At 74.9% G+C, this 15855-nt stretch carries 16 protein-coding genes; 11 read left to right on the forward strand and 5 right to left on the reverse strand.

The annotated features are described in order from the left end of the window. Positions 1–20 precede the first annotated feature (20 nt). Entirely contained in the window at positions 21–608 is a 588-nt protein-coding gene (locus G6W55_RS11635; protein ID WP_175520742.1) for a rhodanese-like domain-containing protein, read from the reverse strand. An 82-nt stretch (positions 609–690) separates the two neighbouring features. Between G6W55_RS11635 and G6W55_RS11640 the strand changes: the two genes are divergently transcribed. After that, the gene (locus tag G6W55_RS11640) at positions 691–969 is read left to right on the forward strand and encodes a metal-sensitive transcriptional regulator (protein ID WP_030789151.1); all 279 of its coding nucleotides are present in this window, start codon (positions 691–693) and stop codon (positions 967–969) included. 33 nt (positions 970–1002) lie between these two features. Here G6W55_RS11640 and G6W55_RS11645 read toward each other — a convergent pair whose 3' ends face one another. Together G6W55_RS11645 and G6W55_RS11650 are read right to left on the reverse strand one after the other, a co-directional pair. After that, positions 1003–1746 carry a sulfite exporter TauE/SafE family protein gene (locus G6W55_RS11645; protein ID WP_175520743.1) on the reverse strand — a complete coding sequence of 248 codons (744 nt, stop codon included), beginning with the start codon at positions 1744–1746 and terminating at the stop codon, positions 1003–1005. Further along, positions 1743–3176, reverse strand: a complete 1434-nt coding sequence (locus G6W55_RS11650; protein ID WP_175520744.1) for a rhodanese-like domain-containing protein — start codon at positions 3174–3176, stop codon at positions 1743–1745. Before G6W55_RS11650 ends, G6W55_RS11645 begins: the two co-directional genes overlap by 4 nt. Positions 3177–3357: 181 nt before the next feature. Between G6W55_RS11650 and G6W55_RS11655 the strand changes: the two genes are divergently transcribed. From G6W55_RS11655 to G6W55_RS11680, 6 genes are all read left to right on the forward strand, one after another. Beyond that, a complete protein-coding gene (locus G6W55_RS11655) occupies positions 3358–4206 on the forward strand; it encodes a M55 family metallopeptidase (RefSeq protein ID WP_175520745.1) in 849 nt (282 codons plus the stop codon). Positions 4207–4214: 8 nt separating this feature from the next. Continuing rightward, positions 4215–5528 carry a M20/M25/M40 family metallo-hydrolase gene (locus tag G6W55_RS11660; protein WP_175520746.1) on the forward strand — a complete coding sequence of 438 codons (1314 nt, stop codon included), beginning with the start codon at positions 4215–4217 and terminating at the stop codon, positions 5526–5528. Between the two features lie 15 nt (positions 5529–5543). After that, positions 5544–7499: a prolyl oligopeptidase family serine peptidase gene (locus G6W55_RS11665; RefSeq protein WP_175520747.1), complete on the forward strand. Its 1956-nt coding sequence runs from the start codon at positions 5544–5546 to the stop codon at positions 7497–7499. Continuing rightward, positions 7496–8419: an LD-carboxypeptidase gene (locus tag G6W55_RS11670; protein ID WP_175520748.1), complete on the forward strand. Its 924-nt coding sequence runs from the start codon at positions 7496–7498 to the stop codon at positions 8417–8419. Before G6W55_RS11665 ends, G6W55_RS11670 begins: the two co-directional genes overlap by 4 nt. A gap of 64 nt (positions 8420–8483) precedes the next feature. Then, on the forward strand, positions 8484–8723 hold the full coding sequence (locus tag G6W55_RS11675) for a DUF1049 domain-containing protein (protein WP_175520749.1): 240 nt from the start codon (positions 8484–8486) through the stop codon (positions 8721–8723). 23 nt (positions 8724–8746) lie between these two features. After that, positions 8747–9298, forward strand: a complete 552-nt coding sequence (locus G6W55_RS11680; RefSeq protein WP_175520750.1) for a GNAT family N-acetyltransferase — start codon at positions 8747–8749, stop codon at positions 9296–9298. A 19-nt stretch (positions 9299–9317) separates the two neighbouring features. On the opposite strand, the gene G6W55_RS11685 is transcribed toward G6W55_RS11680, so the two are convergent. Continuing rightward, on the reverse strand, positions 9318–9668 hold the full coding sequence (locus G6W55_RS11685) for a VOC family protein (protein WP_175520751.1): 351 nt from the start codon (positions 9666–9668) through the stop codon (positions 9318–9320). Positions 9669–9923: 255 nt separating this feature from the next. On the opposite strand from G6W55_RS11685, the gene G6W55_RS11690 reads away from it, so the two are divergent. From G6W55_RS11690 to G6W55_RS11700, 3 genes are all read left to right on the forward strand, one after another. Next, positions 9924–11477 carry an NAD(P)/FAD-dependent oxidoreductase gene (locus G6W55_RS11690; RefSeq protein ID WP_309243686.1) on the forward strand — a complete coding sequence of 518 codons (1554 nt, stop codon included), beginning with the start codon at positions 9924–9926 and terminating at the stop codon, positions 11475–11477. A 4-nt stretch (positions 11478–11481) separates the two neighbouring features. Next, positions 11482–13329: a transketolase gene (locus G6W55_RS11695; RefSeq protein ID WP_175520752.1), complete on the forward strand. Its 1848-nt coding sequence runs from the start codon at positions 11482–11484 to the stop codon at positions 13327–13329. Between the two features lie 70 nt (positions 13330–13399). Then, positions 13400–14089, forward strand: coding sequence for a GvpL/GvpF family gas vesicle protein (locus G6W55_RS11700; protein ID WP_175520753.1), 690 nt, complete (start codon positions 13400–13402; stop codon positions 14087–14089). 37 nt (positions 14090–14126) lie between these two features. Here the strand turns inward: G6W55_RS11700 and G6W55_RS11705 are convergent, their stop codons facing one another. Beyond that, entirely contained in the window at positions 14127–14960 is an 834-nt protein-coding gene (locus G6W55_RS11705; RefSeq protein ID WP_175520754.1) for a class I SAM-dependent methyltransferase, read from the reverse strand. 203 nt (positions 14961–15163) lie between these two features. Here G6W55_RS11705 and G6W55_RS11710 point away from each other — a divergent pair, with 203 nt between their 5' ends. Further along, positions 15164–15817, forward strand: coding sequence for a histidine phosphatase family protein (locus G6W55_RS11710; protein ID WP_175520755.1), 654 nt, complete (start codon positions 15164–15166; stop codon positions 15815–15817). The last annotated feature ends 38 nt before the right edge of the window (positions 15818–15855 follow it).

Here is a 15855-nt window from a genome sequence, read left to right on the forward strand (position 1 = left end):
GCCGGCCGGCTGCTGAGGGATCAGGCCGAGGCCAGCCGCGTCAGCGTCTCCTCGAAGGGACGGGCGTCCTTCGGCGGCCGGTTGTACGGCAGCCGCGCGAGCAGCACGGCCATCCCGCAGGTGCCGGTCGCCCCCGAGAAGAACAGGCCCGCGCCGACCAGCCCGGACAGCCAGTGCGCGGGAGGCCAGACCAGCCCCGCGAGGAAGCCCACGAGGACCAGGGCACCGGCGACCAGCCGGACCTGACGGTCCATCGGCCAGCGGGTCACGGCTCCCGCCGGGCGCTCCACGGGCAGCCCGGCCGCCGCCCAGCCGCCGGTGCCGCCCTCCAGCGTCGCCGCCTCCACACCCAGCGCCACGAGCTGCTCGCAGCCCCGGGCCGACCGGTTCCCGGACGCGCAGACGATCAGCAGCGGCCCGCGCGCGGCGGCCGCCGCGAGGGCGGACGCGGCCTCGTCGAGCCGGTCCAGCGGGACGTTGAGGGCGCCGGGCAGCCGGCCGCCGGCGTACTCGCCGGGGGTGCGGACGTCGACGACGGTGAACTCGGCGTACCGGGCGCTCGCCTCGGCGGCGGTCAGCCGGGCCGGGACGGTCGGGGGAGGGGTCATGGAACAGATCCTTTCGGCGGAACGTTGCCCCCCGCGGGTAGGATACCCATGGGGGTATAGGTGGGGCACTGGAGGAGGAATCGTGCAACTCGACATGTCGGCCGAGGAGCTGAAGTCGGCGCTCAACCGGCTGCGGCGGGCCCAGGGCCAGCTCGCGGGCGTGATCCGGATGATCGAGGAGGGCCGGGACTGCGAGGACGTGGTCACCCAGCTCGCCGCGGTCTCGCGGGCGCTGGACCGGGCCGGCTTCTCGATCATCGCGACCGGACTGGAACAGTGCATGACCAGCGAGGACCCGGAGGTGCGGGACTCCGCGCAGATGCGGGCCCGGCTGGAGAAGCTCTTCCTGTCGCTGGCCTGACCCGGCCGGGACCGGTGTGACGTCGGCGTCCGTTCACCACACGGCCGTCACCGCCATCCCCGCCGCGACCGTCAGCAGCACCGCGCCGAAGGCCCGCCGCAGGGTCGCGGCCGGCACCTTCGCCGCGAGCCGGCCGCCGTCCCACGCCCCCAGGACGGCGGCCGCCAGGAACGGCAGGATCAGCGCCCAGTCCAGGTCCACGGCCGTGTACGCGCGGGCGCCCAGGGCGACCAGCGCGTTGGCGACGATCACCAGCAGGCTGGTGCCCACCGCCGCGTCCATCGGCACGGCCAGCACCCCCACCAGCGCCGGTACGGCGAGAAAGCCGCCGCCGACCCCGAGGAACCCGGTGACCGCGCCCAGCCCGGCCCCGGCGCCCAGCGCGCGCACCCCGGAGACCCGGCCGGTGCCGCCCGGCGCGCCGCCGCGCAGCATCCGGACGGCGGCCAGGGCGGCGAGCGCCGCGAACAGCGCCGTCAGCACCCCCGCCGGGATCCGCGCCGACAGCGCGCCCGCCACGGCGGCGGGGAGCAGTCCGGCCGCCGCGAACAGCAGCCCGGCCCGCCAGCGCACCGACCCGGTCCGCGCGTGGGCGGCCAGCGCGGTGACCGAGGTGACGATCACGATGACCAGGGCGCCGGTGGTGGCCGCCGCCGGATCGAAGCCCAGCAGATAGATCAGCGCCGGCACGGTCAGGATGCTGCCGCCTGCCCCGAGCGCGCCCAGCGCCAGCCCGACCAGACCGCCGGCCAGCAGCGCCAGAACCAGCGCGCTCATGCGTCGGGGGCTTCGACGGCTTCGACCGCTTCGGGGGCTTCGACGGCTTCGGCGGTGGCTTCGGCGGGGGCCGTGGCGAGGGGGAGCCCCGCCTCGGCGGCCGCGGCGAAGCCGTCGTCCACGGCGACCACCGGCCGTCCCGCCGCGTCCAGCAGCGACGCGGCGACGGCCGCGCGCATCCCGCCCGCGCAGTGCACCCATATCGTGCCCGGCGGCACCTCGGCGAGCCGCCGGGGGAGCTGGTGGACCGGGATGTGCGTGCTGCCGTCGATCCAGCCGCCCGCCCGCTCGGCGTCCCGCCGGACGTCCAGGACGACCACGTCCTCCCGGCGCGCCCGGGCGGCCGCCAGACCGGCGAACGTCGACCGCGGGAAGGAGGCGGGCTCCGCCCCGTCGGCGAGCCAGTCGGCGGGCGTGCCGACGGCCGCCGCGGCCGGGCGGTCGATGCCGACCCGGGCCAGCTCGCGCTGGGCGCGGGCGACGTCCTCGGCGGTCGCGGCGAGCAGGGTCACCGGCCGGCCCCACGGGACCAGCCAGGCCAGATAGGTCGCGAGCTGCCCGTCGACCTCGAAGTTGAACGAGCCGGACACATGCCCCTCGGCGAACGCCGTCCGGCTGCGCAGGTCCACCACCCACTCCCCGGCCGCCAGCCGGCGCGCGATCTCGGCCGCGTCGGCCCGCCGGGGCGGGGTCAGATCGAGAGGGGCGGGGCCCCGGGCGTTGGCCGGGCCCATGTGGGCGTAGTAGGCGGGGACGTCGTCCAGACCGGCCAGCAGCTCCTTCACGAAGGTGTCCACGTCCTGCGCGAGCACCGGGTTGGACGCCTTCTCGGCGCCGATCGTGCTGTGCGTGTGCCCGGCCGGGGCGGACGAGCAGAAGCTGCCGAAGCCGTGGGTGGGCAGGAGGGCGACCTCGTCGTCCAGAGCGGCCGCGAGCCGGTGCGCGGAGGCGTGCTGGGCGCGGGCCAGCGACTCGGTCAGCCGGGGTTCGACCAGGTCGGGGCGGCCCACGCCGCCGATCAGCAGCGAACCCCCGGTGAAGGCGGCCACCGCCCGGCCGGCGTCCTCCAGCACGTAGGCGGTGTGGTGCGGGGTGTGTCCCGGGGTGGCCACGGCCCGCAGCACCAGGTCCTCGTCCACCGGCTCGACGTCCCCGTCCGCGACCGGCACGCGCGCGTACGCCACGTCGGCGCCGGCCGGCACCAGATAGCGGGCCCCGGTCAGCCGGGCCAGCTCCAGGCCGCCGGACACGTAGTCGTTGTGCACATGGGTCTCGGCGACGGCGACGATCCGCACCCCGCGCCGGGCCGCCGCGGCGATCACCCGGTCGATGTCGCGCGGCGGGTCCACGACGACGGCCGCCCGCGCGCCGCCCGCCAGATGGCTGCGGTTGCCCAGCCCCTCGGTCTCCAGGACGTCGGCAAAGAACACGGCACTCTCCCTCACTGCGATCCGCTGAGAAATTACCCCCGGGGGTATCCGAACCCGTTCTCCACGGTAGCAGAGATACCCCTAGGGGTATTTTCGGGAGCGGTGGGCGGTGCCGTACGGGCCGCCCGGCCCCGGCCCGCTAAGCTCGGGGCCTGCCGGACGGATCAGGACGGAGCCGCGCATGAAGATCCTCATCAGCGCCGACATGGAAGGCGCCACCGGCGTCACCTGGCCCGCCGACGTCCTGCCCGGCACCCCCCAGTGGGAGCGCTGCCGGGCGATGTTCACCTCGGACGTCGACGCGGCCGTGCGCGGCTTCTACGACGGCGGCGCCGACGAGGTGCTGATCAACGAGGCCCACTGGACCATGCGCAACCTGCTCCTGGAGCGGCTCGACGAGCGCGCCCAGATGCTCACCGGCAAGCACAAGGACCTCTCCATGGTCGAGGGCGTGCAGCACGGCGACGTGGACGGCATCGCCTTCGTCGGCTACCACGCGGGCGCCGGCATGGAGGGCGTCCTCGCCCACACCTACCTCGCCAACTCCATCACCGGGGTCTGGCTGAACGGCGTACGGGCCAGCGAGGGCCTGCTGAACGCGCATGTCGTCGCCGAGTACGGCGTCCCGGTCGTCCTCGTCACCGGGGACGACGTGGCCTGCGAGGACGCCCTCGGCTACGCGCCCGGCGCGCTGAAGGTCGCCGTCAAGGACCATGTCTCGCGGTACGCGGCCGTGTGCCGGACCCCCGCGCGCACCGCCGCCGACATCCGGGCCGCCGCCAAGGAGGCCGCCGCGCTGGCGGTCCGCCGCGAGCCCGGGAGCGACGGGCCCGGGAGCGACGGGCCCTTCACCGTCGAGGTGGAGTTCGACGCCGAGCACCTCGCCCGGGCCGCGACCGTCGTCCCCGGGGTGGGCCTGGCGGGCGAGCGCCGGATCGCGTACACCAGCGGCACGATGTACGAAGGCATCCGCACCTTCAAGGCGGTGACCACGATCGCCTCCGCGGCGATCGAGGAGCAGTATGGCTGAGGAGCACCATGGCTGACGCACAGGCGAGGGACGAGGTCGTCCGTTTCACCTCCGACCTCATTCGCATCGACACCACCAACCGGGGCGGCGGCGACTGCCGGGAGCGGCCCGCCGCCGAGTACGCGGCCGCGCTGCTCGCCGACACCGGGGTGGAACCGGTCCTCCTCGAACGCACCCCGGGACGCGCCAACGTCGTCGCCCGGATCGAGGGCACCGACCCGTCCGCCGACGCGCTGCTCGTCCACGGCCACCTCGACGTGGTCCCCGCCGAGGCCGCCGACTGGAGCGTCCACCCCTTCTCCGGGGAGGTGCGCGACGGCGTCGTGTGGGGGCGCGGCGCGGTCGACATGAAGAACATGGACGCGATGATCCTGGCCGTCCTGCGCTCCTGGGCCCGCGAGGGCGTACGGCCCCGCCGCGACCTCGTGGTGGCCTTCACCGCCGACGAGGAGGCCAGCGCCGAGGACGGCTCCGGCTTCCTCGCCGACCGGCACGCCGCGCTCTTCGAGGGCTGTACGGAGGCGATCGGCGAGTCCGGGGCGTTCACCTTCCACGACGGCGCCGGACGCGAGATCTACCCGATCGCGGCGGGGGAGCGCGGCACCGGCTGGCTGAAGCTCACCGCGCGCGGCCGCGCGGGACACGGCTCCAAGGTCAACCGGGACAACGCGGTGACCCGGCTGGCCGCCGCCGTCACCCGGATCGGCGAGCACCGCTGGCCGCTCCGCCTCACCCCGACCGTGAGCGCCGCGCTCACCGAACTCGCCGCCCTGTACGGCGTCGACGCCGATCTGAGCGACGCGGCGGGCGTCGACGCGCTGCTCGACAAGCTCGGCCCGGCCGCCTCCCTCGTCGAGGCGACCGTCCGCAACAGCGCCAACCCGACCATGCTGAGCGCCGGTTACAAGGTCAACGTCATCCCGGGCGAGGCCACGGCCTTCGTCGACGGACGCTTCCTGCCGGGCGGCGAGGACGAGTTCCGCGCCACCCTCGACGACCTCACCGGCCCCGACGTCGACTGGGAGTTCCACCACCGCGAAGTCGCCCTCCAGGCACCGCTGGACACCCCGCTCTACGCACAGATGCGGGCCGCCGTCGAGGAGTTCGCGCCCGAGGGGCACGTGGTGCCGTACTGCATGTCCGGCGGCACGGACGCCAAGCAGTTCTCCCGGCTCGGCATCACCGGCTACGGATTCGCCCCGCTGCGGCTGCCGTCGGGCTTCGACTACCAGGCGATGTTCCACGGCGTCGACGAGCGCGTCCCCGTGGAGGCGCTGCGCTTCGGCGTGGACGTCCTCGACCGCTTCCTGCGCACGGCCTAGGGGAGCGGGGAGAACGTGCACATCCTGCCGTACGGGTCCTGGCCCTCACCGATCGACGCCGCGCTCGCCGCCGCGCACGACGGGCGGCCCGAGTACGTCGGTCTCGTCGGCGACGAGATCTGGTGGACCGCGCCCCGCCCCGCCGAGGGCGGCCGCCGCACCCTGGTGCGCCGTCACCCGGACGGCACGGAGGAGTCCGTCCTGCCCGCCCCCTGGAACGTCCGCAGCCGGGTCGTCGAGTACGGCGGCCTGCCCTGGGCCGGCGTGACCCGCCCGGACGGCGAACCCCTCGTGGTGTTCGTGAACTTCGCCGACCAGCGGCTGTACGCCCTCGAACCCGGCTACGAGCCGCGTCCGCTCACCCCGGTCTCGGCCGTGGGCGGCGGACTGCGCTGGGCCGAACCGCAGTTGCTCCCCGGGCGCGACGAAGTGTGGTGCGTCCTGGAGGAGTTCACCGGCGACGCCCCCACCGACGTCCGCCGCGTCCTGGCCGCCGTACCGCTGGACGGCTCCGCCGCCTCCGACCGCGCGGCCGTGCGCGAACTCACCGATGACCGGCGGCGGTTCGTCACCGGGGCCCGCGTCTCACCGGACGGCCGCCGGGCCGTCTGGCTGGCCTGGGACCATCCGCGGATGCCGTGGGACGGCACCGAGGTGATCGTCGCCGACGTCGGCGACGACGGCACGCTCACCGGGGCCCGCGCGGTGGCCGGCGGACCCGAGGAGTCCGTCGCCCAGGCCGACTGGGCCGCCGACGGCTCCCTGCTCTACACCAGCGACCGCGGCGGCTGGTGGAACCTCTACCGCGACCACGAGCCGGTCTGCCCGCGCGAGGAGGAGTTCGGCGGCGCGCTGTGGAAGCTCGGACTGCGCTGGTTCGCGCCGCTCGCCGACGGACTGGTCGCCGTCGTCCACGGGCGGGGCGCCACCGCCCTCGGCGTCCTCGACCCCGAGACCGGCGAACTCGTCGACGCGGCCGGACCCTGGACCGAGTTCGCCCCCGCCCTCGCCGTACGCGGCGAACGGGCCGTCACCGTGGCCGCCTCCCCGCGCAGCGCCTACGAGGTGGTCGAACTGGACACCCGCACCGGGCGCGCCCGGGTGATCGGCGCCGCGCACGACGACGCGGTGGACCCGGCGTACTACCCGGAACCGCAGATCCGCGCCTTCACCGGCCCCGAGGGCCGCGAGATCCACGCGCACGTCTACCCGCCGCACAACCCCGGCTGCGCCGCGCCGGGACACGAACTGCCGCCGTACGTCGTATGGGCGCACGGCGGGCCCACCGACCGGGCGCCGCTCGTACTGGACCTGGAGATCGCCTACTTCACCTCCCGGGGCATCGGCGTCGCCGAGGTCAACTACGGCGGCTCCACCGGGTACGGGCGCGCCTACCGCGAGCGGCTGCGCGAACAGTGGGGCGTGGTCGACGTCGAGGACTGCGCGGCCGTCGCCCTCGCGCTCGCCGACGAGGGCACCGCCGACCGCGCCCGGCTGGCGATCCGGGGCGGCAGCGCGGGCGGCTGGACCGCCGCCGCCTCGCTGACCGGCACCGACGTGTACGCGTGCGGCACCATCAGCTACCCCGTCCTCGACCTGGCCGGCTGGGCCGGGGGCGAGACCCACGACCTGGAGTCCCGCTACCTGGACGGCCTCGTCGGACCGCTCGCCGAGGTGCCCGCCCGCTACGCCGAGCGCTCGCCCGTCACCCACGCCGACCGGATCACCGCCCCGTTCCTGCTGCTCCAGGGCCTGGACGACGTGATCTGCCCGCCCGTCCAGGCCGAACGCTTCCTCGCCCGGCTGGCCGGCCGGGGCGTGCCGCACGCCTACCTCGCCTTCGAGGGGGAGGGCCACGGCTTCCGGCAGGCGGCGACCGTCGTCCGCGCGCTGGAGGCCGAACTGTCCCTGTACGCCCAGGTGTTCGGGCTGCGCCCGCCCGGCGTCCCCACCCTGGAGCTGGCACCGTGAGAGAACTCGTCCGGCCGGCCCGGCTCGCCCCCGGCGCCCGGGTCGCCGTCGTCGCCCCCAGCGGGCCGATCGTGGAGGAACGCCTCCAGGCCGGCCTGGACCTGCTGCGCGGCTGGGACCTCGACCCGGTGGCCGCGCCCCATGTCCTCGACCGCGACCCCGCCCTCGGCTATCTCGCGGGCACGGACGCCGACCGGGCCGCCGACCTCCAGGCCGCCTGGTGCGATCCGGCCGTCGACGCGGTGATCTGCGCCCGCGGCGGCTACGGCGCCCAGCGCGTCGTCGACCTCCTCGACTGGGACGCGATGCGCGCAGCCGGGCCCAAGGTGTTCGTCGGCTTCAGCGACAGCACCGCCCTGCACGAGGCGTTCGCCGTCCGTCTCGGCCTGGTCACGCTGTACGGGCCCGTCGCGGCGGGCGTCGACTTCGTCAAGAGCGCCCGCGCCCAGGACCGCCTCAGGGCCACGCTTTTTGCCCCCGAGACGGTCCGCACGCTCACCTCCGCCGGTACCGCCCTGGCCCCCGGCCGGGCCCGCGGCGTCACCCTCGGCGGCTGTCTGACCCTGCTCTCCAGCGGCTACGGCACCCCGCACTCCCGCCCCGGGGCGCGCGGCGGACTGCTCCTGATCGAGGACGTCGCGGAGCCGCCGTACTCCGTCGACCGGGCCCTCACACAACTGCTGCGCACCGGCTGGCTGGACGGCGTCGCCGGGATCGCCCTCGGCTCGTGGAAGGACTGCGGGCCCTACGGCAGCCTGCGGCCGGTGTTCGCCGACCGGCTCGGCGCCCTGGGCGTCCCGGTCGTCGAGGAGCTGGGCTTCGGACACTGCGAGGGGGCGCTGACCGTGCCCTTCGGGGTGACCGCCGAGCTGGACGCGACGACGGGCACCCTCACGCTCGACGAGCCCGCCCTGCTCTGACCCTTTTCACCCGCCGGACCGCCCTCACCGTGCGTGAGGGCCGCCGCGGGCCCACCCTGGAGACATGAGTCCGAAGTCCTCGAAGACCTCCGAGCGCGGCGGCAGGCGCATGGAGGTGACACCCGCCCGGATCACGGTGCTGGTGCTCGCCGTCCTCACCCTGATCTTCATCTTCCAGAACACCGGCGAGACCACCATCAGACTCCTGATCCCCGAGGTCGTCATGCCCCTCTGGGCAGCCCTCCTCGCCACCGCACTGGTCGGAGCGATCTGCGGCGCGTACTTCATGCGCCGCCGCCGTTAGCCGCCCGGCCTTAAGGTGACCGGATGCCGCACACCGCATCCCCCTACCTCGCCGAAGGCCCCCGCGTGGGTATACGTCACTTCAGCTACGCGGACGGGGCGGAGTTCACCGTTCGGGTCCGGGAGAGTGAGGGGCTGCATCGGCCCTGGTTGTTTCCGCCGGCCAGCCGTGAGGCGTATGCCGCGTATGCGGGGCGGCTGATCGAGGATCCGACGAAGGCCGGGTTCCTGGTGTGTGATCGGGCGGACGGGTCGCTCGCCGGGTTCGTGAACATCAACAACATCGTGCACGGCGGCTTCCAGTGCGGCGCCCTCGGATACGGCGCGTTCGCGCACGCGGCCGGGCGGGGGCTGATGCGCGAGGCGCTCGGGCTCGTCGTGGACCACGCCTTCGGGCCGCTGCGGCTGCACCGGCTGGAGATCAACGTCCAGCCCGGCAATGCCGCGTCCATCGCCCTCGCCCGCTCCTGCGGCTTCCGCCTCGAAGGGTTCTCCCCGCGGATGATCTACATCGACGGGGACTGGCGCGACCACGAGCGCTGGGCGATCACGTCCGAGCAGTGGAAGTCCGGCTGACCGCGGGCGACCCGGAGGGTCAGGACGGGCGGCGGTCCGCGTACTCGTAGACCGTGCCGTCGGGGTGACGGGCGATCAGATTGCGGCCCGCCGGGGTCGCCACCGGGCCCGCGAGGACGTCCGCGCCCAGCTCGGTGAGCGTGCGGTGCACCTCGTCGACGTCCGTGACCGCGATCGTCGCACCGACCTTGCGCAGCACCTCCAACTCGGCCTCGGGGCCGCTCATCAGGAGGAAACAACCGACCGCGGCGACCGCCACCCCGCCACGCTCGAAACGCAGCGCCCCGGTGCCCGCGAGCCGCTCGTAGAAGGCGACCGAGGCGTCCAGGTCGTCGACACAGACACGCAGTGTGGCTCCCAGAATGTCCATACGGACGAGCCTAGTTGGACCGACGGCACCACGGTGATCCCTTCACGCGATCCCCTTCCCGGCGGGCCCGCCACCGTGTGTGAGATTTGCTGAGCGGTGGGTGACCGAGGGTCGGTTTCCGGGGGCCGAGGACGTTTGGGCGGGGCCTGCCGGGGGACGCGGGGAGCTTCGGGGGCGGGAGCGAGTCGCCCTCGCGCAGACGCCCAGACCGCCGCGCCCCGAGCGTGGATCAGTCGGCCCGAACGGAGGAGCACCGTGAGCCGAGCCCGCATCGTGATCGTCGGAGCGGGGTTCGCCGGATACCGCACCGCCCGCACCCTGGCCCGGGAGGCCCGTGGGCGTGCGGACGTCACCCTGCTCAACCCGACCGACTACTTCCTGTACCTGCCCCTGCTGCCCCAGGTGGCCGCGGGCATCCTGGAGCCACGCCGGGTGACCGTGTCTCTGCCGGACACCCTGCGCGGGGTGCGCCTCGTGCTCGGCGAGGCCGGCCGGATCGACCTGGACGCGCGCACCGTCCACTACACCGACCCCGAGGGCGGCGAGGGCACCCTGGGCTACGACCGGCTCGTGCTCGCCGCCGGCAGCGTCAACAAGCTGCTGCCCGTCCCCGGCGTCGCCGAGCACGCCCACGGCTTCCGCGGTCTGCCCGAGGCGCTCTATCTGCGCGACCACATCACCCGCCAGGTGGAACTGGCGACCTCCGCCGACAGCGCGGAGGAGTGCCGGGCGCGCTGCACGTTCGTGGTGGTCGGCGCCGGCTACACCGGCACCGAAGTCGCCGCGCACGGCGCCCTGTTCACCGACGCCCTGGTCCGCACCCACCCGCTGCACCGCGGCATGCGGCCCCGCTGGCTGCTCCTCGACCTCGCACCCCGCGTCCTGCCCGAACTGGGCGAGCACCTCTCGCGCACCGCCGACCGGGTGCTGCGCGAACGCGGCGTGGAGGTACGCACGGAGACCTCCGTGAAGGAGGCCACCCGCGACGGAGTGCTGCTCACCGACGGCGAGTTCGTCGGCACCCGCAGCCTCGTGTGGTGCGTCGGCGTACGGCCCGACCCGCTCGCCGAGTCGACCGGGCTGCCCCTGGAGCGCGGCCGGATCCTGGTCGAGCCCACCCTCCAAGTACCGGGCAGGCCCGAGGTGTTCGCCCTCGGTGACGCCGCCGCCGTACCCGATCTGGAGAACCCCGGACAGTACACGCCGATGACCGCCCAGCACGCCTGGCGGCAGGGCAGGACGGCCGCGCGGAACATCGCCGCGACCCTCGGCGACGGCAGGGCACGGCCGTACCGGCACAAGGACCTCGGGGTCGTGGTGGACCTGGGCGGTGTGCGGGCCGCCGCCGATCCGCTGGGCGTCCCGCTGTCCGGGCTGCCGGCGCATCTGGTGACCCGCGGCTACCATCTCGCCGCCCTCCCCGGCAACCGGGTCCGGGTCGTCTCCGACTGGCTCCTGGACGCCGTACTCCCGCGCCAGGCCGTCCAGTTGGGCCTGGTCAGGTCCTGGTCGGTGCCGCTCGACACGGCCTCCCCCGAACTGGCCCGCGTTCCGACAGGCCCGCCCCCGCACCCGACGGACGCCCCCGACACGGACGGACAGCCCGCCCGGGGCGGCGGCGGGGGCGAGGACACGTCCCGCACGATCACGTCCCCGACACCCGGGCCCGTGAAGGAGGAGGGGGAGCGGCGCCGCCGGGAGCAGGGGCCGGACGGGGCGGCCGCGACCGGTGGCGGCGGGGGTGCGGACACCTCCCGCACGATCACCGCTCCGACGCCCGAACCCGTGAAGCACGAGGGAGACCACTGACCCCATGGACACCGCCGAACTCACCGACCTCGGACAGCAGTTGCGCGTGGACAGCGTGCGCGCCTCCGCCGCCGCGGAATCCGGTCACCCGACGTCCTCGATGTCGGCCGCCGACCTGATGGCCGTCCTGCTGGCCCACCACCTCCGCTACGACTTCGACCGCCCCGCCCACCCGGGCAACGACCGCTTCGTCCTGTCCAAGGGCCACGCCTCGCCGCTGCTCTACGCCGCCTACAAGGCGGCCGGCGCGATCGACGACGACGAACTGCTCACCTTCCGCACCCTCGGCAGCCGTCTGGAGGGCCACCCCACCCCGCGCCGGCTGCCCTGGGTCGAGACCGCCACCGGTTCGCTCGGCCAGGGCCTGCCGGTGGGCGTCGGCATCGCGCTCGCCGGGAAACGGCTTGAGCACTCCGACGCCCGCGTCTGGGTGCTGTGCGGGGACAGCGAGCTGGCCGAGGGCTCCGTCTGGGAGGCCGCCGAGCACGCCGGGCACGAACGGCTGGACAACCTGGTCGTGATCGTGGACGTCAACCGGCTCGGCCAGCGCGGCCCCACCCGCCACGGCCACGACCTCGACGCCTACGCCCGCCGCTTCCAGGGCTTCGACTGGCACACCGTGGAGGTCGACGGCCACGACGTGGACGCCGTCGACCGCGCCTACGGCGAGGCCCTCTCCACCCGCGGCCGGCCCACCGCGATCCTCGCCCGCACCCTCAAGGGCAAGGGCGTCGCCGCCGTCCAGGACCGCGAGGGCCTGCACGGCAAGCCGCTGCCCGACGCCGACGAGGCGATCACCGAACTCGGCGGCGTCCGCGACCTGCGCGTCCGCGTGCAGGAACCGCCCGCCGCCCGCATGCTGCACTCCGTGCCCACCGGCCGCCCCGAACCGCCGCGCTGGGAGCGGGGCGAGGAGGTCGCGACCCGCGACGCCTACGGCAAGGCCCTCGCGGCCCTCGGCACCGCCCGCGCGGACGTCGTCGCCCTCGACGGCGAGGTGAGCGACTCCACCCGCGCCGAATACTTCGCGAAGGACCACCCCGAGCGGTTCTTCGAGTGCTACATCGCCGAACAGCAGCTCGTCGCCGCCGCCGTCGGGATGGCGTCCCGCGGCTTCGTGCCGTACGCCTCCACCTTCGCCGCCTTCCTCACCCGCGCCCACGACTTCGTGCGGATGGCGTCGATCAGCGGCGCCGGGATCAACCTGGTCGGCTCGCACGCCGGGGTGGCGATCGGGCAGGACGGGCCGTCGCAGATGGGCCTGGAGGACCTGGCGATGTTCCGGGCCGTGTACGGCTCGACCGTGCTCTACCCGTGCGACGCCCACCAGACGGCCCGCCTCGTGGCCGCCATGGCCGGACTCGACGGCGTCCGCTATCTGCGCACCTCGCGCGGCGCCGGGCCGGTGCTGTACGGGCCCGACGAGGAGTTCCCGATCGGCGGCAGCAAGGTGCTGCGCTCCTCCGACGCGGACCGGCTGACCGTCGTGGCCGCCGGGATCACCGTGCACGAGGCGCTGCGCGCGGCCGACGCGCTCGCCGCCGAGGGCATCGCCGTCCGGGTCGTCGACCTGTACTCGGTCAAGCCGGTCGACCGGGCCGTGCTGCGGCGCGCGGCGGAGGAGACCGGCGCCCTGCTGACCGTCGAGGACCACCACGAGGAGGGCGGCCTCGGGGACGCCGTCCTGGACGCCTTCACCGACGGCCGCCCCGTGCCCCGCCTGGTGCGGCTCGCCGTACGGACCATGCCGGGGTCGGCGTCCCCGCGGGAGCAGTTGCACGCCGCCGGCATCGACGCCGAGTCCATCGCCGTCTCCGCACGGCTGCTGGTGGAGAACGCGGTGGTGGCGTGAGCCCGCCGTCCGGCGCGCTCGCGCACGGCGGCGGCCGGGAGGACCATGAGGACGGTCGGGAGGAGTCCCCGTGACGGGTCTGCGGTACGTCTACGCCGTCTGCCGGCCGCTCGGCGCGCCGCTCCAGGCCGATCTCGGCGGCGTCGCGGGCGATCCGCCGCGCCTCCTCGCCCACCACGGCCTGATCGCCGTCCTCAGCCATGTCCCGGAGCGCGACTTCGCCGAGGAGCCGCTGCGCGACCACCGCGCCGACCGGTCCTGGCTGCTGGAGACCGCCCGCTCCCACCAGCAGGTCGTCGACGCGCTCACCGCCGTCACCACCCCGCTGCCGCTGCGGCCCGCCACCGTGTTCCCCGACGACAGCGCGGTGCGCGTGATGGTGCAGCGGCACGAGGACGACTTCCGGGACACCCTGGAGCGGCTCGACGGGCGCGTCGAGTGGGGCGTACGCGTGTACGACGACACGGGCGGCGGGCCGGGGGAGACCGAGGAGGCCCGGGAGATCCACGACTTCGCCGACCGGCTGCACCGTACGCTCACTGCGCACGCCGACGACGTCCGGCTCCGCCCGCCCCGGATCACGGCCCCGCCGAACCGCCCGCGGAGCGTCCTGGACGGCGCCTATCTGGTGCCCCGCGCGCGGTCCGAGGAGTTCGTGGAGGCGGTGCACCGGGCGGAGGGGGAAGTGCCGGGGGCCCGGGTCGAGCTGGCCGGGCCGTGGGCGGCGTACTCCTTCGTGGACGTCGGCGACCTGTCGTGAGCCGGAGGACGGCCTGTCACGAGCCGGAGGCGGCCTGTCAGGAAGCGGGACGCGTGTCCTTGCGGCACAGGATCTCGCCGTGCAGCACGCAGAACCAGCCGTCCTCCCGCTCGCCCCACTCCCGCCATGCCCGGGACACCGCCGTGAGCTGCTCCTCGGTCGCGTGCCCGCCCTCCGTGGCGCGCTCGGCGTAGGCGGAGGCCAGGGTGCGGTCGGCCCACAGGCCGCTCCACCACGCCCGCTCCTCGGCGGTGCTGAACGTCCAGGTGGCGGAGGTCGCGGTGATGTCGGTGAACCCGGCCGCCAGCGCCCAGGACTTCAGCCGGCGCCCGGCGTCCGGCTCGCCGCCGTTGGCCCGCGCCACCCGCTCGTACAGGTCCAGCCAGTCGTCCATCCCCCGGGACGGCGGGTACCAGGTCATCGCCGCGTAGTCCGAGTCGCGCACCGCCACCAGGCCGCCCGGCACGGTCACCCGCAGCATCTCGCGCAGCGCCTGCACCGGATCGCCCACGTGCTGGAGCACCTGGTGGGCGTGGACCACGTCGAACGAGCCGTCCGGGTACGGCAGGGCGTGCACGTCGGCGGTCTCGAAGCGGACGTTGGCCAGTCCGCGGCCGGCCGCCGTGGCGCGGGCCTGGTCCAGGACGCCCGCCGCGTGGTCGACGCCGGTGACGTGCCCGTCGGGGACCAGGGCCGCGAGGTCGGCGGTGATGGTGCCGGGGCCGCAGCCGATGTCCAGGATCCGGTGGTGCGGCTCCAGCGAACCGAGCAGGTAGGCCGCGGAGTTGGCGGCGGTCCGCCAGGTGTGCGACCGCAGCACCGACTCGTGGTGCCCGTGCGTGTAGACGGCGGTCTCCTGCGCTTTCGGCATGGCTCTACCTACCCCTTCTCGGCGTACCCCTCCGGGCTCCCGGGAGCCTCGGGCGACAGGGATCACCGTACGCCCATGGCCGCATGCTGAGACCATTTGTTTCACCATGCGGACGACCGATGGTGTCCGGGCGGCGGGCCCGCGCGTACGCTGGGGTGGCCGTTCCGGGGTGCGGAGCGGGTCCGACCCAGGAGGCTCACCGCATGCGACTGCTGCTCGTCCGTCACGGCCAGACCCCCACCAACGTGGACTACCTGCTGGACACCGCCGCACCCGGCCCCGGCCTGACCGAGCTGGGCGCACGGCAGGCGGCCGCCCTGCCGGAGGCCCTCGCCGACGAGGACATCGAGGTCCTGTACGCCTCCACCCTGGTGCGCACCCAGCTCACCGCCGCGCCGCTGGCCGCCGCCCGCGGTCTCGACGTACGCGTGCGTGACGGCATCCGGGAGATCTCCGCGGGCGACCTGGAGATGCTGCCCGGCGACTCCCCGGACGCCGTGCGCTACATGCGGACCGTGTTCGCCTGGGCCGACGGCGACACGCAGGCGCGCGTGCCCGGCGGGGAGAACGGCGTGGAGTTCCTCGCCCGCTACGACGCCGTGGTCGCCGAGGCCGCCGCGTCCGGCGCCGGCACCGCCGCCCTGGTCAGCCACGGCGCCGCGATCCGCGCCTGGTCCGCCGCCCGCGCCCACAACGTCGACGTCCCCTTCGCCGCGGGACACCGCCTCGCCAACACCGGCACGGTGATCCTGGAGGGCTCGCCGGCCGACGGCTGGAAGGCCCTGACCTGGGCGGGTGCCACCGTGTCCCCGGCCGGGGACAGCGGACCGGCCGGAGCGGAACCCGGCGTCCGCTAATCGGTTTGCCGCCCGTCGCAGCCGGACCGCAGAATGCG

It is taken from the genome of Streptomyces sp. CAI-85, from assembly GCF_013363615.1.
GTDB classification, from domain to species: Bacteria; Actinomycetota; Actinomycetes; order Streptomycetales; family Streptomycetaceae; genus Streptomyces; species Streptomyces antibioticus_B.